This window comes from Rhodococcus sp. NKCM2511, from assembly GCF_014905595.1.
GTDB classification, from domain to species: domain Bacteria; phylum Actinomycetota; class Actinomycetes; order Mycobacteriales; family Mycobacteriaceae; genus Rhodococcoides; species Rhodococcoides fascians.
Genome location: NZ_BNHJ02000001.1, coordinates 368,280 through 385,762 on the forward strand (window position 1 = coordinate 368,280; position 17,483 = coordinate 385,762).

A 17,483-nucleotide genomic window follows, 5' to 3' on the forward strand; every position below is an offset into this window, starting at 1 on the left:
GTCACAGCTTTCCTTGCTCGGGGTCACCGAGTCCAACGAGGAACGGATTGGACCCGCGCTCCTGGCCGATGGAACTCTGGCCGCCGTGTCCGGGGAGCACGACGGTGTCGTCGCTCAGCGGCAGCAACCGCGACGCGATGGACCGTAGAAGTTGGTCGTGGTCGCCGCCGGGCAGATCTGTCCGGCCGATCGATCCGGCGAACAGGGTGTCGCCGGTCAGCGCCAACGGAACAGTCCCGTCGGGGCCGTCCGCCTCGGCGAGGAACACCACCGAGCCCTGCGTGTGCCCCGGAGTGTGCACGACAGTGAAGTCGATTCCCGCCAGGCTCAGACGTTGCTCGTGTGCCAACTCGATCACCTCGTCCGGCTCGTGGAACTCGAGGTCGCCGAGCACGGCAGCGAGCGTCGGACCGGTCCCTTTGATCGGGTTCGCCAACATGTATCGGTCCTCGGGCGCAATGTATGCGGGGATTCCGTACTTCGAGCAGACCGGCTCCACGGACCACGTGTGGTCCAGATGACCGTGGGTCAGCAGCACCGCTGTCGGGGTCAGCGAGGATCGCGTCAGGAAGTCGACCAACGGATCGGCGGCATCCTGGCCGGGATCGACCACGACGCACTCGGATGCGTCGTCCTGAGCGAGGATGTAGCAGTTCGTCTGAAACATTCCTGCGGGGAATCCGGTGACGAGCAAGACAATCGCTCCTAAGAGGCAGAGGCCGAAGTACCGAGCCAGCTTAGTGGGGAGGTTCTCGTCGGGTCCCCCCAGCATGCTCTCAGGCAATGATGGCAAACTCGCGTTGGCCGATTGTCGGCCGGCTACCACACGACCCACCCGCTCAGCGAGCAGGCGTGGTCGAACCAGGACAAGCGGGAGGACACGAATTGCCCAGCAACGAGCAACGGCGCGAGGCTGCCAAGCGAAAGCTCGAACGCCAACTCGTACGACGTGCAGAGCGAGCACGACGTCGGAAGCAGTTGACGATCGCCGGCTCCATCCTCGGTGTGGTTGCGGTCGTGGCCGTTGTCTCGGTCGTCTTCGTGGTGACCCGCGGTGACGACGACGCGAGCACGGCGCAGGACTCGACCACGTCTGCACCGGCCGATTCGATCATCGCTGCGGGCCGTACGGAACCGCTGCCCGAGACGGTGAACTGTTCGTACCCTGCCGCCGCACAGCCGGCCGCCAAGCCCAACACCCCTCCCCGCACCGAGAACATCCCCACCAGCGACGAGCCCTTGAGCTACAGCATGGCCACCACCGCCGGCAACATCGGCCTGACACTGAACAACCCCGAATCCCCGTGCACGGTGAACAGTTTCGTGTCCCTGGCCAATCAGGGTTACTTCGACGGCACCACCTGCCACCGCCTGACGACGGGTGCCGGCCTGCAGGTGCTGCAGTGCGGCGATCCCACCGGCTCCGGTAGTGGCGGACCGGGCTACCAGTTCGCCGACGAGTTCCCCACCGACACGTACGCCGAGGGCGACCCTGCCGCGCAGACTCCTGTCCTGTACCCCCGCGGAACCCTGGCGATGGCCAACGCCGGCCCGGGAACCAACGGCAGCCAGTTCTTCCTCGTCTACGGCGATTCGCAACTCCCGCCCGCCTACACCGCCTTCGGCACGATCGACGAGACCGGTCTCGCCACCTTGGATGCCATCGCGGCCAAGGGTGCGCAAGGCGGTGCCTCCGACGGCGCACCGGCCGAGCCGGTGGACATCACCTCGATGCAGAGCGACCTGTGACACGCGTACCCGGTCTGGTGATCGCAGCCTCCGCTGCGGCACTTCTTCTCGCCGGCTGCTCCGGATCGACGGAGACCGCTGCCACGCCCGCTCCGACCGGTTCGACGACCGCTGCCTCGACGTCGGCCACGACGACCACCCCGCGGCCGCCGCTGAATCTGTCGCGGTTCGGTGCGCTGCCGCCCGTTCCGCAGCCGACCACCGATACGATCTCGTGTGCGTACCCGGCGGAGTCTCCGGCCGCCAAGGAGGTTGCTCCGCCTCCGACCGAGAACATCGACGTCTTCGGAACGGTCGACGTGACGCTGTCGACGACCCAGGGCGACATCGGAATGACGCTCGACCGTACCGAGGCCCCGTGCGCCGTCAACAGTGTGGTCAGCCTGGCTCAGCAGGGCTACTTCGACGGCGCACCGTGTCATCGGTTGACCACCTCCCCCGGCCTCGAAGTGTTGCAATGCGGCGACCCGTCGGGATCGGGTCGTGGCGGCCCCGGCTACAGCTTCGCCAACGAATACCCCACAACGGCGTTCGCCGACGATCCCGCGCAGGCCCAGAACCCGGTCGTCTACCCCCGTGGCACCCTGGCCATGGCCAATGCAGGCCCTGACACCAACGGCAGCCAGTTCTTCCTGGTGTACGCCGACTCGGTGCTGCCGCCGCAGTACACGGTGTTCGGCACCATCTCCGATGCCGGCCTGCAGACCCTGGACGCTATTGCGGCCGGTGGAGTCAGCGGCGGTGCAGAGGACGGAGCGCCGGCGAATCCGGTGGTCATCACCTCGGCAACCTGACTACCGCGCAACGAGGACAGGGTGAGCAGAATTTTCTGCTCACCCTGTTGTCGTATCGGGTCGGAATTCGGTCAGGCCGCCGACGTGAGCCTGTACACGTCGTACACGCCCTCCACGTTGCGCACGACGTTGAGCACGTGCCCCAGATGCTTGGGGTCACCCATCTCGAACGTGAACTTGCTGATAGCCACCCGATCGCCCGACGTCGCGACGGATGCCGAGAGGATGTTGACCTTCTCGTCGGCCAGAGCCTTCGTGACGTCCGAGAGCAACCGATGCCGGTCCAGGGCCTCGATCTGAATGGCCACGAGGAACACCGAGGAGGCCGACGGTGCCCATTGCACCTCGATGAAGCGCTCGGACTGCTCCTCGAGCGACCGCGCATTGGTGCAGTCGGTGCGGTGGACGCTGACCGACCCGCCGCGGGTGACAAACCCGAGTATCTCGTCCCCGGGCACAGGGGTGCAGCACTTGGCGAGTTTTGCCACGACACCCTCGGCACCGGTGACCAGCACCCCGGCGTCTCCGACCTGACGCGGTCTGGTCGGAATGGTCGACGGCGTAGAGCGCTCCGCGAGCTCTTCCTCGACGTCACCGACACCACCGAGATGAGCGACCAGCCTCTGCACGACGTGGCGAGCAGAAACGTGGTTCTCACCGACCGCGGTGTACAGCGCCGACACATCCACGTACCGCAGTTCGTGGGAGATGGCCGACATCGACTCGGCATTCATCAAGCGCTGCAACGGAAGTCCGCCGCGACGGACCTCTTTCGCGATGGCGTCCTTACCGGCTTCGAGGGCCTCTTCGCGACGTTCCTTGGCGAACCACTGACGGATCTTGGTCTTCGCACGCGGTGACGCGACGAAGCCCTGCCAATCTCGACTCGGCCCGGCCGTGACGGCCTTGGACGTGAAGACCTCGACCACCTCGCCGTTGTCGAGGGTTCGTTCGAGTGCCACCAGGCGACCGTTGACCCGGGCTCCGATACAGCGGTGACCCACTTCGGTGTGCACCGCATAGGCGAAGTCGACCGGACAGGATCCGGCGGGAAGCGTGACGACATCGCCCTTCGGGGTGAAAACGAAAATTTCTTTGACCGCCAGGTCGTAGCGCAGAGATTCGAGGAACTCGCCCGGGTCGGCCGCTTCACGCTGCCAGTCGAGCAACTGGCGCATCCACGCCATGTCGTCGACCTCGGCGTTGTCCTGCGAGTGCTTGCCCTTGGTCTCCTTGTATCGCCAGTGAGCAGCGATACCGAACTCCGCGGTGCGGTGCATGTCCCTGGTGCGAATCTGCACTTCGAGTGGCTTGCCCTCGGGCCCGATCACCGTGGTGTGCAGCGACTGGTAGACGCCGTACCGTGGCTGCGCGATGTAGTCCTTGAAGCGGCCCGCCATCGGCTGCCACAGCGAGTGCACGACGCCGACCGCGGCATAGCAGTCGCGAATCTCGTCGCACAGAATTCGCACTCCGACGAGGTCGTGAATGTCGTCGAAGTCGCGGCCCTTGACGATCATCTTCTGGTAGATCGACCAGTAGTGCTTGGGACGTCCCTCGACGACGGCGCTGATTCTCGAAGCCGCCAGTGTGGCGTTGATCTCGGCCCGTACCTTCTCGAGGTACGTGTCGCGGGACGGTGCCCGATCGGCGACCAGCCGAACGATCTCGTCGTACTTCTTGGGATGGAGAATGGCGAAGGCCAGGTCTTCGAGCTCCCATTTGACGGTGGCCATACCCAGCCGATGAGCAAGCGGCGCAATGACTTCCAGTGTTTCCTTGGCCTTGCGGGCCTGCTTCTCCGGGGGCAGGAATCGCATCGTGCGCATGTTGTGCAGTCGATCGGCGACCTTGATGACCAACACCCGCGGGTCCCGCGCCATCGCGATGATCATCTTTCGGATGGTCTCGCCCTCGGCGGCCGTCCCCAGTACGACCTTGTCAAGCTTGGTGACCCCGTCGACCAGATGGGACACCTCGTCGCCGAACTCCTCGGTCAACTTGGCCAACGAGTAGCCGGTGTCCTCCACCGTGTCGTGCAGCAGGGCCGCAACCAACGTTGTGGTGTCCATACCCAGTTCGGCGAGGATGTTCGCCACGGCAAGTGGATGGGTGATGTACGGATCGCCGGACTTGCGCATCTGTGTGGAATGCAGCTCGTCCGCGACGTCGTAGGCCCGCTGCAGCAGCGTCAGATCGGCCTTGGGATACAGCTCGCGATGCAGACTGACCAGGGGTTCGAGGACGGGCTTGACCGCCGCGCTGCGTCCGGCCGTGATGCGACGAGCGAGCCGCGCCCGAACTCGACGGGAGGCCGAGGTGGGCACGGGTGCCGAATTGCGTGCACCCGAGGGTGCCTGGTCGTCGGCCTGTGCCGGATCACCCGACACCGGCTCGCGCACGCCCGGTCTGTCCCCCACCGGATCGTTGACCACTGCGGTATCGACGACCGCGCTCGTATCGCCGGACGCGACCGAATCCGCACCGGTTCCCGGCCGATCGGCGACTGCGGGCCGCTCTGGCAAGGGCTGATCGATGTAACGGGTCACTCTCATCACCTCCTGCCACACATTCGCGCCGACGCCAGGACAGATCCGGTCGACGCTGTATCAGTCGACTTTAGTCCTCAGACTCGAACCAGGCAGGCGAGCGGGTAGTCACTGCACTTGCCGCGGCCGTCCAGCGCCTCGATTTCCAGCACCACGGTCGCCCCGACCACCACCGCGCCCTGCTCGGCCAACAACCGAGCTGTCGCATCGACGGTACCGCCGGTGGCGAGGACATCGTCGACCACGAGCACCCGTCGACCGGCCAGCTCGATGGAGGTCGGAATCTGCAGTTCTGCGGTTCCGTACTCGAGATCGTAGGTTCGCGAGTGCACGGGCGGCGGCAGTTTGCCCGCCTTGCGTACAGCGAGCACCCCGCAACCGAGCTCGAGTCCCACGCCCGCTCCCAGCAGAAACCCTCGGGCATCGATGCCGGCCACCAGATCGACGTTCTCGAAACCCTCCGCCAGTGCCGTGACGACACTGCGCAACGCGGGCCCCTCCGCGAACACCGGGGTCAGGTCGCCGAACCGCACCCCGTCCACGGGAAAATCGTCCACCCACCGCGTCAGCCGATGCACGGCCGATACGGCATCACCGCGCACCCCGCCGTCCTGAGTCACTGTCGCATCGCTCATTTCAGAAGTACCCACCGATCCATGTTCCAGCCGGCACCGGCCGCCGTGGGGTTGGCCACGACGTCCTGCATACCGTCGCTGACGACGGTGGTGCGCGGCTCGCTGTACAGCGGAAGCGACGGCATGTCGTTCCACAGAATGTTCTCGCCCTCGGTCGCCAACGCCAGCACGCGCTCGGGATCGTCGGTCACCGCCAGCTGGTCGACGATCGAGTCGATCCGCCCGTTGCTGTACCCGCCCACGTTGAGGCCGATACCGGTTCGCAACGAGTACCGTGCGACGACGGACGACGCCGAGCCGGTCGGCCCTGGCAGCGACCCCGCGCCGCCGAGAACGGCGTCCACTGTTCCGGCACGAAGCGCGGACGGCGTGAACTCCGGTGAGCTCGCGTCCTCGACGGTGATCCCCGCCGCCGCACAATCGCTCGCCATTCGGCTGACCAGCTGAGCGCGGCGCGCGTCCGGTGCCAGGTAGCCGACGCGCACGGTCAGCGCACTGTTACCCGACGCGGCCAGTTCCCTGCCCGCGCGGTCCAGGTCCGACCGCTGGTACCGGTCGCCGACCGTCGCGGCCACCGAGGGGTACACCAGTGTGTCCGGTTGCATCAGCCGAGAATCGACGACGCTGGAGCCGGGCCCGGCCGGCGGTGCCTCGAAGCCAGGGTGCCCGAGTGTGTCGAACAGGTCCGTTCGCGGGATGCATGCGGCCACGGCCCGGCGAGCACTCGCCTCCGCCAGCGCGCCCTGGGTCGCGAACGTCAGCTGCTCGACGCCTCGCGACGGTTCCGTGACGGTCTCGAACCCCTCTGTCGAACCCAGATCGATCGCGCCCGCACCCTGGTCGATCACGTCCAGAGATCCGTCGGCAATCTTCGCCGGGACGTCGGTGCCCTTGGGCCAGATCACGACTCTCTGCGTCTCGGGCGGAATGCCCCACCAGGCGTCGTTCGCGACCAGAACCAACCCGTCCTCGGCGGTGTACGAGTCGACGCGGTACGGACCGGCCGACGGCAAAAGAGACGTGTCGACAGAACCGGGCGTCAACGTCCACCCGGTGTTCCAGAAATCGGCGATCCGAGAGACGACACCGTCATCGCCGGCCACTATGGGATCGACGACGTTCGGTACCCCGGCCGCGCGCGCAGCCACGTGTGCGGGCAACAGATCGGTGGCGCCGAACAGAGCTCGCCAGTTCTGGTAGCTGCGGCCCGGGGCGAAGACGACGGTGGCGTCCTTGGACCCGGGGACGCAGTCGATGCTCGCGATGTCGGAGTATCCCGCCGTCGACGCCGCGTCGAACAGGGGACGGTCGGTGGCGAACCGGCCGCTGTTGGCGGCCCACGCCAGCACCAGGTCATCGCACGCCATCGGTGCGCCGTCGGAGTATTTCGCCGCAGGCGCGATCGTGTACTGCAGCGTCAGAACGTCCCCTGGCACGACCGCGACGGTACCGATGTCGTTGTCCGACAGCGCATCACCGTCCGGTCCCAGATAGCTGAACCCGACCTGGACTCGTGTGAACGCCTGACGCGCTCCCGACGCGGCCCCGTCGACGGTCCTGGCGTTGTAGTTGTTCACCACGTTGTCGAACGAGTACCCGATGGAAGGCACCTTGTCCTCCGAGGCCGAACATGCGGTGAGCGACGCTGCGGCCAGACCCGCTGCCAGCAGTGCCGCGCTCCACCTACGTTCCACGTGCACTCTCCATCTCTACGATCTCGCTATCGGCGCTTCTTGTTCCGCTTCCCAGTGGGGCGATTGCCGGGCTGCGGTGCCGACGCCTTGCTGACATCCACGCCGACGGCCACCGGTTCGGGTGCGAGACCGGCGGCGCGCGCCGCCGCGTCGGCACGCTTGGAGTGGACCTTGCGAGTGTGGACCGCGACCGGGCCCCACTTCTCCTTCAGGGTCACCAACAGCGGCGTGGCGAAGAAGATGGACGAGTAGGCACCGACGATCATGCCGACGAGCTGCACGAGAGCGAGATCCTTGAGCGTTCCCACGCCCAGCAGCCAGACCGCGACGATCATCAACGCGATAACCGGCAGAACGCCGATCACGGTCGTGTTGATCGATCGCATCAGAGTCTGATTCACGGCAAGGTTGGCCTGCTCCGCGTACGTCTTGCGGTGCAGGTTCAAGATGCCTCGGGTGTTCTCCTCCACCTTGTCGAACACCACGACGGAGTCGTACAGCGAGAATCCCAGAATGGTCAGCAGACCGATCACCGTGGCCGGGGTCACCTCGAAGCCGACGAGTGAATAGACGCCCGCGGTGACGACGAGGTCGAAGCCCAATGCGGCCAGGGCCGCCAGCGCCATGTCCCGTTCGTATCGGATGGCGATGTAGATGCTGACGATCACCAGGAACACCGCGAGGGCTATCAGAGCCTTCTGGGTGATCTGACTCCCCCATGTCTCACTCACGTCGGAGACGCTGATGGCATTGGGCGTTGCGGTGCCCGAGTTGTCCTGCGGCTGGAATGACTGGAACAGCGCCTGTCGAAGAGTGTCGACTTCGGCTGGATCGAGCGCCTCGGAACGGATCTGCACCGTGGCCGCGGCACCCGAGCCGACCGTCTGGACCGACACCGGGGGCATACCCAGCGAGTCGTTGTAGACGGTTTCGACCTGCTCGGTGGAGATGTTGTCCGCGGCGGGCAATGCGATGCGGGTGCCGCCCTCGAAGTCGATACCGAGCGTGAACCCACGCACGAGGAAGCTGAGCAGGCAGATCAGCACGATGACGCCGGTCAGCACGTAGTAGAACCTGCGGCGTCCGACGATCTCGAATGCACCGGTGCCGGTGTAGAGACGAGATAACCAACTGTGCCTGGGCTGCGTGGACTGGTCGACGCTCGAATCGTCGAGAGGCGATGGGGTCGAGGTGGCCGTATCGGACATGTCATGCCTCCTTCGACGGCGACGCGGCGCCGGTCTTGACGGCGACTGCCTTGTTGGCGGCGCGCTTTCGTTCGAGCGCGATCTGCTGGACCGCGCCGAGACCGTTGACGGACGGCTTGGACCAGAATTTCGACTTCGACGCCAGATTCACCAGCGGCCACGTCACCAGCACCACGACGATGACGTCGAGGATGGTCGTCAGTCCCAGGGTGAACGCGAAGCCGCGCACCTGACCCACTGCCAGTACGTACAGAACGGCAGCGGCGATGAAGCTGACCGCGTTCCCGGACAGGATGGTCTTGCGTGCGCGGGCCCAACCGCGGGGCACTGCTGATCGGAAGCTGCGGCCCTCGCGAATCTCGTCCTTGATGCGTTCGAAGAACACCACGAAAGAGTCCGCGGTCATACCGATACCGATGATCAGGCCGGCGATGCCGGCGAGGTCGAGGGTGAAGCTGATCCACCTGCCGAGCAGGATCAGAATGCCGTAGACGACGAGCCCGGCCAGCGCCAACGACAGAGCCGTGAGCAGGCCGAGGGCTCGGTAGTACAGCAGGCAGTAGACCAGCACGAGTGCCAAGCCGATGGCACCGGCGATCAGGCCTGCTTCGAGTGACGCCAATCCCAATGTGGCCGAGACCGTTTCGGCCTCGGAGGACACGAACGACAGTGGCAGCGAACCGTACTTGAGCGTGTTGGCCAGTTCGGAAGCGCTCTGCGCGTTGAAGTTGCCGGTGATCGACGTGGCACTACCGGCGGGAGTGGCACCCTGAATGACCGGCGCGCTGATCACCTTCGAGTCCAGTACGAATGCGGCCTGCTTCTGCAGGTTCGCAGCCGTGAACTGCGCCCAGGTGTTCGACCCCTCGGAATCGAACGTCAGGCTCACCTGGAACTGAGCCTGCTGGTTGTCGAATCCCGACGTCGCGTCGGCGATCTGCTGACCGTCGATGATCGTCGGACCGAGAAGGTAGACAGCTGTTCCGTCGGTGGAGCAGGCCACGAGCGGGAGTGCAGGATCGTCGTTGCCGGCAAGCGGGTCCGCGGCGTTGCAATCGAGCGACTGCATGGCGAGCTGCTGTATCTGCTGATCCTCGCTCTGACGAAGCGCCTTCGCGTCGGCGATCTCCTGGGCTGCGCGATCGGCGTCGGACAGCGACGCGTTTTCGGCGGGATCACTCGAGGTCGGGGCGTCCGTCGCGGGTGCGTCCGAGGCCGGAGCACCGGTTGTCGGAGCGGGGGTCGGGTCTACCGTCGTCGGATCCTGCGCCGGAAACACCCGACTCTGCGGAGCAGCTGGAGCAGCAGGATCGACGGCTGTCGCCGGATCTGCCGGCGCAGCCGGGTCCGTCGGGGTCTGCGGAGAACCCGGCGTCGCCTGGCCTGCGGATGGTGCAACCGACCCCACCACCGGACGAATGAACAGTCGAGCGGTCTGCCCCAGAGTTCTCGCCTGAGAGCTGTCGTCACCGGGCACCGTGATGACGAGATTGTCGCCGTCGATGACCACCTCGGAACCGGACACGCCGAGACCGTTGACGCGGGTCTCGATGATCTGCTGCGCCTGCTTGAGGCTGTCCTGCGACGGCGCATTCCCGTCGGGCGTGCGTGCAGTCAGCGTCACTCGCGTGCCGCCCTGCAGGTCGATTCCCAACTTCGGCGAGGGGTCTTTGTCTCCGGTGAAGAAGACCAGGGCATACACCGCCGCCATCAGCACCGCGAAGACGGCGAGATAGCGGGCGGGATGCACCGATCCGCTGGAAGGTGCCACGGTGTGTGATTCTCCTCTGGGCGGTGGAAAAGTGTCTGTTCCTGTTGGCTCGTGCCTCGTTGTGTCAGCGGCGGGCGGTGCGATTGTGCACCACGACGCTCACCGCAGACGAAACCGCTGCCGGATTGTGTCTCCGACAGCGGTTCGGATCTTCGTTACGTCACTCTTTTTCGAGGCGCTTCGTCGTCTGCTCGACGGTTTCGTCGGCGGGGTTCCCGACGTCCTTGTGCAGCGACGGAGCTGCCGGCTCGGTGGGGCCGACCGCGGCGGTGCCGGCGCCGGGCACCGAATCGAAGGTGTTCTCGTCCGACTCGCCGTCGTCGAACTCGGTGTCGTCGGGCAGAACCTCACGCACGACGGCGCGTGACCACGTCGTGATGACGCCGTCGGCGATCTCGAGGTCGATCGTGTCGTCCTCGACCAGGACCACTCGTGCATACAGGCCTGCGGTGGTGACGACCTCGTCGCCGACCTTCAGCGAGTCCTGCATTTCCGTGGTCTTGGCCAGCACCTTCTTCTGTCGGCGCGCGTTGAGAAACAGCGGTACCAGAAGGGCCACGATCAGCAGCGGAAACAGCAAATCCATCGGAAGGTCAGTCCTCGAAGTTCGGTTCGATAATCGTCATTGTCTCGTGCGAGAACATCGCTGGTGCGGGCCTCGCAGCTACCCAGTGTGCCATCACCTGTGGCCCGCTCGGTCCGTTCGTCTCGTGTTGCGGCCGTTTCACTCGAATAATCCCTGCTGGACCTCGGCCGATCGCACCGAAATTCCCCCGACTGCGAGGTCCGGCGGTGGGGTGAGACCGAGGTGGTGCCAGGCGGCGGCGGTGGCGACGCGACCGCGCGGCGTGCGGGCGATCATCCCGGCCCGTACCAGGAACGGCTCACACACTTCCTCGACCGTCGAGGGCTCCTCGCCGACGGCGACAGCGAGAGTGGACACTCCCACCGGTCCCCCGCCGAAACTTCGGATCAGCGCGCTGAGGACGGCACGGTCGAGGCGATCCAGTCCGAGCTTGTCCACGTCGTAGACCACGAGCGCGGCCTTGGCGGTGTCCTGGGTGACGGTGCCGTCCCCGCGCACGTCCGCGTAGTCGCGAACTCGGCGCAGCAGTCGGTTCGCGATTCGGGGTGTGCCACGCGAGCGTCCTGCGATCTCGGCGCAGCCGTCACGGTCGATGGGGACACCCAGAATCCCGGCGGATCGCATCAGAATTCGTTCGAGTTCACTCGGCTCGTAGAAATCCATGTGCGCCACGAACCCGAAGCGGTCGCGCAGCGGTCCGGTGAGCGCGCCGGACCGGGTGGTCGCACCGACGAGAGTGAACGGGGCGACCTCCAAGGGAATGGATGTCGCTCCCGGCCCCTTGCCGACGATCACGTCGACACGGAAGTCCTCCATGGCCAGATACAACATTTCCTCGGCCGGCCGGGCGATCCGATGAATCTCGTCGATGAACAGCACGTCCCCTTCGACGAGGTTGCTGAGCATCGCGGCCAGATCGCCCGCACGCTCGAGGGCGGGCCCGGAGGTCAACCGCAGTGACGTGCCGAGTTCCGCGGCGATGATCATCGCCATGCTGGTCTTTCCCAGGCCGGGCGGACCCGACATCAGGATGTGATCGGGGGTGCCGCCGCGCATCTTCGCCCCCGAGAGCACCAGCTGCAGTTGCTCACGCACCCGAGGCTGACCGATGAAATCGGTGAGGTTCTTCGGACGCAGACTGGTCTCGATGTCGAGGTCGTCGGACATGGCCTCCGCACCGACCTGGGATTCCCCGAACTCGTCGTCCTCGGTCACGCCGACCTACCTGGACTTACCGAGGTAGGCCAACGCGGCCCGCAGTGCGGCGGACGTCGTGGCCTCGGGCTGCTGTGCGAGTACCGCGTCGGTGGCCTCCTCGGCCTGCTTCGCCGGAAATCCGAGACCGATCAGGGCTTCGACGATCTGATCGCGCATCGAGTTGCCGACCCCGGAACCGGGCACCACGGAACTGCCGGCGCGGCCGACAACGGCGTCGACCTTGTCGCGCAGCTCGACCACCATCCTCTCGGCCCCGCGCTTGCCGATACCGGGAACTCTGGTGAGGGCCCCGATGTCGCTGTCCGCCAATGCTGTTCGCAGGGAGTCGGGTTCGTGTACCGCAAGCGTGGCCATCGCAATTCGTGGCCCGACTCCGGAAACCGTGAGCAGCAGCTCGAACAGCTCACGTGATTCCTTGTCGGGAAACCCGTACAGCGTTTGCGAGTCCTCGCGCACGATCATGGTGGTGAGCAGAGTGGACTCGCTCCCCCGATGCAACGTCGCCAACGTCGCCGGTGTGGCATTGACGCGATATCCGACACCGGCCGCCTCGAGTACTGCGTGATCGAGAGCGATGTCGATCACCGACCCGCGAATGGATGCGATCACCGTGCGCCCGCCTCCTTCTTGGCCAGTTTCTCGATTTTGCGCGCCACGGCGGCGCGAGCTTTGCGTTCCTCGGCCAGACGCGCGTCGTACTTGCGCTTCTGTTCGGCGGCCATCGCCTCGGCTTTGGCCATCCGGGCGATCATCGGGGCGCGCCAGCAGTGACAGATACCCAGAGCCAACGCATCTGCGGCATCAGCGGGAGTCGGCGCGGTCTGCAGCCCGAGAATGCGCATGACCATGGCGGTGACCTGTGCCTTGTCGGCCGAACCGTTGCCGGTGACGGCTGCCTTCACCTCACTGGGAGTGTGGAAGCAGACGTCGATACCGCGCCGGGCCGCAGCCAGTGCGATGACGCCGCCTGCCTGCGCGGTGCCCATGGCCGTCCGTACGTTGTGCTGAGCGAACACTCGCTCGATTGCCACGACCGACGGCTTGTGTGTATCGAGCCAGTATTCCGCCGCTTCGGATATCCGCAGCAGACGCTGCGCGAGATCCATGTCGGCGGGAGTCCGGACCACATCCACGTCGAGAGCGACGACTGTGCGACCGACGCCTCCCTCGATCAAACTGAGCCCACACCTGGTGAGACCGGGGTCGACACCCATCACCCGCACGTCACCACACCTTCCGCTTACGAACTGTTGTTCGATAGCGTAGCGGAGCGCACCGACGGATCAGGGCTACGACACCCGGTCGATCACCGTGAGCAAACGGACCGGGTCAGTCCTCGTCGTCCAGTTCGGCCATGACCTCGTCCGACAGGTCGACGTTGGACCAGACGTTCTGCACGTCGTCGCTGTCTTCGAGGGCGTCGATCAGCTTGAAGACCTTGCGCGCTCCGTCTGCGTCCACCGGGACGTTGACCGAAGCCTGGAAGCTCGCCTCCGCGGAGTCGTAGTCGATGCCCGCGTCCTGCAGTGCGGTACGCACTGCGATCAGATCGGTCGGCTCACTGACGATCTCGAACGTGTCGCCGTTGTCGTTCACTTCCTCGGCACCGGCCTCGAGGACCGCCATCAACACGTCGTCCTCGCTCTGTCCGTTCTTCTCGAGCGTCACGACGCCTTTGCGTGAGAACAGGTAGGACACCGAACCCGGATCGGCCATGTTTCCGCCGTTACGAGTCATTGCTACTCGAACTTCGCCTGCTGCACGATTGCGGTTGTCGGTGAGGCACTCGATGAGGATGGCGACACCGTTGGGGCCGTAACCCTCGTACATGATGGTCTGCCAGTCGGCTCCGCCCGCTTCTTCGCCGGCTCCGCGCTTGCGCGCACGTTCGATGTTGTCGTTGGGAACCGACGTCTTCTTCGCCTTCTGGATGGCGTCGTAGAGCGTCGGGTTGCCCGTGGGGTCACCACCACCCGTGCGGGCCGCCACCTCGATGTTCTTGATGAGCTTGGCAAACGACTTGCCGCGTCGGGCGTCGATCACCGCCTTCTTGTGCTTGGTGGTGGCCCATTTTGAGTGGCCGCTCATGCGATAGAGCCCCTTCCTGCTCGAATTCGGTGTTGTCGACTTTACTCGCCCGTGTCATCGCTCCGCCCCAACCGGCGATTACGGGTTTCTACGCGCTGCGCACCATGTCCACGAAGAGTCGGTGCACTCGATCGTCTCCGGTGACCTCGGGATGGAAGCTGGTGGCCAGCACTCGGTTCTGCCGCACGGCAACCACGCGGCCCGCAGCTGGCCCGTTCGGGACGGTGGCGAGTACTTCGACGTCCGCACCGACACGCTCGACCCAAGGCGCACGAATGAACACTGCGCGCATCGGTCCGCCCTCGATCTCGGCGAATTCGAGATCGGTCTCGAACGAGTCGACCTGTCGGCCGAAAGCGTTGCGGCGCACGGTGATATCGAGACCGTCGAGGTGTTCCGCGTCGGGCCTGGTGTCGAGAATGTCCGACGCCAACAGGATCATCCCCGCGCACGATCCGTACGCGGGCATACCCTCGGCCAGACGAGCGCGCAGCGGCCCGAGCAGATCGAATACACCGAGCAGAGTGCTCATCGTCGTGGATTCGCCGCCGGGAATGATCAACCCGTCGATTCGGGCGAGTTCGTCCGGCCTCCGCACGGTGATTCCGTGCGCACCGCTCGACTCCAATGCGGCCAAGTGCTCGCGAACATCGCCCTGCAGTGCGAGTACGCCGATCGTCGGCGGCGTCACTTCAATCCGAAGGGATCGACGTGTGGCTTCGAGGTGTCCCGCTCGAAGCGCATCAGTCCCTCTTGGACGACGGCGGCGACCATACGACCGGAGATGTCGAAGATTCGCCCCTGTGCCAGTGCTCGTCCGAAATCAGCGGACGGCGACGTCTGGTCGTAGAGCAGCCATTCGTCCGCTCGGAACGGCCTGAGGAACCACAGCGCGTGATCGAGGGAGGCCGTCTGCGTGACGGCGTCCGGGTGCGGCACCTTGGCCGATCCGATGAGCGTCATGTCGCTCATGTAGGCGAGCGCGCAGACATGGAACACCTGATCGTCGGGCAGCGTGTCGCGGTACCTGAACCAGACCCGTTGCTGCGCAGCGAAACTGGGATGCTTGACGGTCTGATCGTCGGGAATGAGACGGATGTCCCATTCGGACCACTCCTTGTAGTAGGAGGTGTCGTACTCCGCCAGAGTTGTCGGGTCGGGCAACGATTCCGGTCCGACCACCTCGGGCATGAGGTCCTGATGGGAGATCCCGTCGTCGTCGCCGTGGAACGAGGCGGACATCGTGAAGATGGCCTTGCCGTGCTGAATTCCGGTCACTCGACGGGTGCAGAACGACCGGCCGTCCCGAATACGATCGACCATGAACACGGCCGGCTCGTTCGGGTTACCCGGCCGGAGAAAGTAGCCGTGCAGCGAATGCACGCGGAACTCGGGTGCCACGGTGCGCACGGCCGCGACGAGCGCCTGGCCGGCAACCTGGCCGCCGAACGTCCGCGGCAGCCGGCTCGGGAACGTGCGTCCCCGATAGATGTCGTTCTCGATTCGTTCCAATTCGAGAATGTCCTCGATGCTGGCCATGGCTGTGTCCACCTTTCTGTGACAACGGCTCAGGCTAACAATGAGTGGACCAGGCAAGATGGTCGGTGTGGGTCAACCGATACCGATATTTCCCGATCTTCTGACCAGGTCGATCGTCGATGCGTGCCCCGCCGGGTCGCGAACGATCGTTGTCGTCGACGGTGCCGACGCCGCGAAGCCGGTCGAGTTCGCCACTCGCACAGCCGAACACGCCCGCGCACAGGGCAGGCCTGCCGACGTCGTCGACCTGCACGATTACGTCCGGCCGGCGTCCATTCGATTCGAGTATTCGCGAACGGACGAATTGAGCTACCGCACTGTGTGGTTCGACTACGATGCCGTGATCCGCGAGGTCATCGCGCCGCTGCGTTCCGGTGGCCGAGGTCACTATCTGCCGCGTCTGTGGGATGAGGCAACCGATCGATCCGCCCGCGCTCGTACCGTCGAGGCCGCGCCGAATCACATAGTCCTGATTGCCGGCCCGATGCTGCTGGGCCGAGGACTGGACGTCGATCTTCGAGTGCAGTTGCGGTTGTCCGAGGGTGCGCTGCGTCGGAGAACCGACACGGCCGACCAATGGACCTGCACGGCACTGCTCGAGTACTACGACGCGATCGACGACTACGCCGAGCGGCCGGACTTCGCGGTCCGGTGGGACCATCCGGACCGCCCGGCACTGGAGCGCAGTCAGTAGCTACGCAACCGGAAGAGGACGGTCACCAACCGCGCTCGGCGAGCCGGTGCGCGACGGGCAGGTCGTCGACGTTGATGCCGACCATCGCCTCGCCGAGTCCACGGGAGACCTTGGCGAGGACATCCGGGTCGTCGAAGAAGGTAGTGGCCTTGACGATTGCCTCGGCACGTTCTTTCGGGTTGCCGGACTTGAAGATTCCCGATCCGACGAACACTCCCTCGGCACCGAGTTGCATCATCATCGCTGCGTCGGCCGGGGTGGCGATACCGCCGGCGGTGAACAACGTGACGGGCAGCTTTCCGGCACGGGCGATTTCGACGACGAGATCGTACGGAGCCTGCAGTTCCTTCGCCGCGACGTAGAGCTCGTCTTCGGGAAGTGATGTGAGACGACGAATCTCGTCGCGAATCTTGCGCATGTGGGTCGTCGCGTTCGAGACGTCGCCAGTGCCGGCCTCGCCCTTGGAGCGAATCATGGCTGCGCCCTCGGTGATTCGACGCAGTGCTTCACCCAGGTTGGTGGCACCACACACGAACGGAACGGTGAAATTCCACTTGTCGATGTGATTGGCGTAGTCGGCCGGGGTGAGGACCTCGGACTCGTCGATGTAGTCGACACCCAGGCTCTGCAGGATCTGCGCCTCGACGAAGTGCCCGATGCGGGCCTTGGCCATCACCGGAATGCTGACCGAGGAGATGATGCTGTCGATCATGTCCGGATCGCTCATCCGCGACACCCCGCCCTGCGCGCGGATGTCGGCGGGAACGCGCTCGAGCGCCATGACGGCAACGGCACCGGCATCCTCGGCGATCTTCGCCTGGTCTGCGGTGACCACGTCCATGATGACGCCGCCCTTGAGCATCTCGGCCATACCGCGCTTGACGCGAGCGGTGCCGATTCCGTTCTCGTTGGACCCGCCGTCAGCGGATCCAGTGGAAGCAGCGGGCGAATTGGGGGC

17 protein-coding genes are annotated in these 17,483 nt (G+C 65.4%); 3 read left to right on the plus strand and 14 right to left on the minus strand.

Going from position 1 to position 17,483, the window contains the following annotated elements:
* Position 1: 1 nt before the first annotated feature.
* Positions 2-694 (minus strand): MBL fold metallo-hydrolase, encoded by a 693-nt coding sequence (locus JLZ96_RS01495; protein ID WP_201009387.1) that lies wholly within the window; start codon positions 692-694, stop codon positions 2-4.
* 191 nt (positions 695-885) lie between these two features.
* Here JLZ96_RS01495 and JLZ96_RS01500 point away from each other — a divergent pair, with 191 nt between their 5' ends.
* Positions 886-1,749, plus strand: a complete 864-nt coding sequence (locus JLZ96_RS01500; RefSeq protein WP_027496954.1) for a peptidylprolyl isomerase — start codon at positions 886-888, stop codon at positions 1,747-1,749.
* Positions 1,746-2,543 carry a peptidylprolyl isomerase gene (locus JLZ96_RS01505; protein ID WP_236253802.1) on the plus strand — a complete coding sequence of 266 codons (798 nt, stop codon included), beginning with the start codon at positions 1,746-1,748 and terminating at the stop codon, positions 2,541-2,543. The genes JLZ96_RS01500 and JLZ96_RS01505 overlap by 4 nt, the downstream gene beginning before the upstream one ends.
* Before the next feature lie 71 nt (positions 2,544-2,614).
* Here JLZ96_RS01505 and JLZ96_RS01510 read toward each other — a convergent pair whose 3' ends face one another.
* The 12 genes from JLZ96_RS01510 to JLZ96_RS01565 all read right to left on the minus strand — a co-directional run bounded on the left by JLZ96_RS01510 (position 2,615) and on the right by JLZ96_RS01565 (position 15,831).
* The gene (locus JLZ96_RS01510) at positions 2,615-4,933 is read right to left on the minus strand and encodes a RelA/SpoT family protein (RefSeq protein ID WP_308436828.1); all 2,319 of its coding nucleotides are present in this window, start codon (positions 4,931-4,933) and stop codon (positions 2,615-2,617) included.
* Between the two features lie 236 nt (positions 4,934-5,169).
* The gene (locus tag JLZ96_RS01515) at positions 5,170-5,727 is read right to left on the minus strand and encodes an adenine phosphoribosyltransferase (protein WP_094621915.1); all 558 of its coding nucleotides are present in this window, start codon (positions 5,725-5,727) and stop codon (positions 5,170-5,172) included.
* On the minus strand, positions 5,724-7,427 hold the full coding sequence (locus tag JLZ96_RS01520; RefSeq protein WP_201009389.1) for an ABC transporter substrate-binding protein: 1,704 nt from the start codon (positions 7,425-7,427) through the stop codon (positions 5,724-5,726). Before JLZ96_RS01520 ends, JLZ96_RS01515 begins: the two co-directional genes overlap by 4 nt.
* Positions 7,428-7,447: 20 nt before the next feature.
* On the minus strand, positions 7,448-8,629 hold the full coding sequence (gene secF, locus JLZ96_RS01525; protein ID WP_027496949.1) for a protein translocase subunit SecF: 1,182 nt from the start codon (positions 8,627-8,629) through the stop codon (positions 7,448-7,450).
* A gap of 1 nt (position 8,630) precedes the next feature.
* Positions 8,631-10,400, minus strand: a complete 1,770-nt coding sequence (gene secD / locus JLZ96_RS01530; RefSeq protein WP_032365084.1) for a protein translocase subunit SecD — start codon at positions 10,398-10,400, stop codon at positions 8,631-8,633.
* Between the two features lie 160 nt (positions 10,401-10,560).
* The gene (yajC, locus tag JLZ96_RS01535) at positions 10,561-10,986 is read right to left on the minus strand and encodes a preprotein translocase subunit YajC (protein ID WP_027496947.1); all 426 of its coding nucleotides are present in this window, start codon (positions 10,984-10,986) and stop codon (positions 10,561-10,563) included.
* 138 nt (positions 10,987-11,124) lie between these two features.
* Positions 11,125-12,153 (minus strand): Holliday junction branch migration DNA helicase RuvB, encoded by a 1,029-nt coding sequence (ruvB, locus tag JLZ96_RS01540; protein WP_045841916.1) that lies wholly within the window; start codon positions 12,151-12,153, stop codon positions 11,125-11,127.
* 54 nt (positions 12,154-12,207) lie between these two features.
* Positions 12,208-12,813: a Holliday junction branch migration protein RuvA gene (gene ruvA / locus JLZ96_RS01545; protein WP_201009390.1), complete on the minus strand. Its 606-nt coding sequence runs from the start codon at positions 12,811-12,813 to the stop codon at positions 12,208-12,210.
* Positions 12,810-13,427 carry a crossover junction endodeoxyribonuclease RuvC gene (ruvC, locus tag JLZ96_RS01550; RefSeq protein ID WP_032370470.1) on the minus strand — a complete coding sequence of 206 codons (618 nt, stop codon included), beginning with the start codon at positions 13,425-13,427 and terminating at the stop codon, positions 12,810-12,812. The genes ruvA and ruvC overlap by 4 nt, the downstream gene beginning before the upstream one ends.
* 106 nt (positions 13,428-13,533) lie before the next feature.
* On the minus strand, positions 13,534-14,292 hold the full coding sequence (locus JLZ96_RS01555; RefSeq protein ID WP_027496944.1) for a YebC/PmpR family DNA-binding transcriptional regulator: 759 nt from the start codon (positions 14,290-14,292) through the stop codon (positions 13,534-13,536).
* An 88-nt stretch (positions 14,293-14,380) separates the two neighbouring features.
* Positions 14,381-14,983, minus strand: a complete 603-nt coding sequence (pdxT, locus tag JLZ96_RS01560; RefSeq protein ID WP_027496943.1) for a pyridoxal 5'-phosphate synthase glutaminase subunit PdxT — start codon at positions 14,981-14,983, stop codon at positions 14,381-14,383.
* On the minus strand, positions 14,980-15,831 hold the full coding sequence (locus JLZ96_RS01565) for an acyl-CoA thioesterase II (protein ID WP_027496942.1): 852 nt from the start codon (positions 15,829-15,831) through the stop codon (positions 14,980-14,982). The genes pdxT and JLZ96_RS01565 overlap by 4 nt, the downstream gene beginning before the upstream one ends.
* Positions 15,832-15,871: 40 nt before the next feature.
* Between JLZ96_RS01565 and JLZ96_RS01570 the strand changes: the two genes are divergently transcribed.
* Positions 15,872-16,525, plus strand: coding sequence for a hypothetical protein (locus JLZ96_RS01570; RefSeq protein WP_230591905.1), 654 nt, complete (start codon positions 15,872-15,874; stop codon positions 16,523-16,525).
* Positions 16,526-16,547: 22 nt separating this feature from the next.
* Here JLZ96_RS01570 and pdxS read toward each other — a convergent pair whose 3' ends face one another.
* On the minus strand, positions 16,548-17,423 hold the full coding sequence (pdxS, locus tag JLZ96_RS01575; protein WP_094652899.1) for a pyridoxal 5'-phosphate synthase lyase subunit PdxS: 876 nt from the start codon (positions 17,421-17,423) through the stop codon (positions 16,548-16,550).
* Positions 17,424-17,483 lie beyond the last annotated feature (60 nt).

What these genes read in the sequence shown, in the direction of transcription:
- ruvB (WP_045841916.1), bottom strand. Translation starts at nt 12,153, where the DNA reads ATGTCCGACGACCTCGACATCGAGACCAGTCTGCGTCCGAAGAACCTC.
- JLZ96_RS01555 (WP_027496944.1), bottom strand. Translation starts at nt 14,292, where the DNA reads ATGAGCGGCCACTCAAAATGGGCCACCACCAAGCACAAGAAGGCGGTG.
- JLZ96_RS01565 (WP_027496942.1), bottom strand. Translation starts at nt 15,831, where the DNA reads ATGGCCAGCATCGAGGACATTCTCGAATTGGAACGAATCGAGAACGAC.
- JLZ96_RS01570 (WP_230591905.1), top strand. Translation starts at nt 15,872, where the DNA reads ATGAGTGGACCAGGCAAGATGGTCGGTGTGGGTCAACCGATACCGATA.
- JLZ96_RS01515 (WP_094621915.1), bottom strand. Translation starts at nt 5,727, where the DNA reads ATGAGCGATGCGACAGTGACTCAGGACGGCGGGGTGCGCGGTGATGCC.
- secF (WP_027496949.1), bottom strand. Translation starts at nt 8,629, where the DNA reads ATGTCCGATACGGCCACCTCGACCCCATCGCCTCTCGACGATTCGAGC.
- yajC (WP_027496947.1), bottom strand. Translation starts at nt 10,986, where the DNA reads ATGGATTTGCTGTTTCCGCTGCTGATCGTGGCCCTTCTGGTACCGCTG.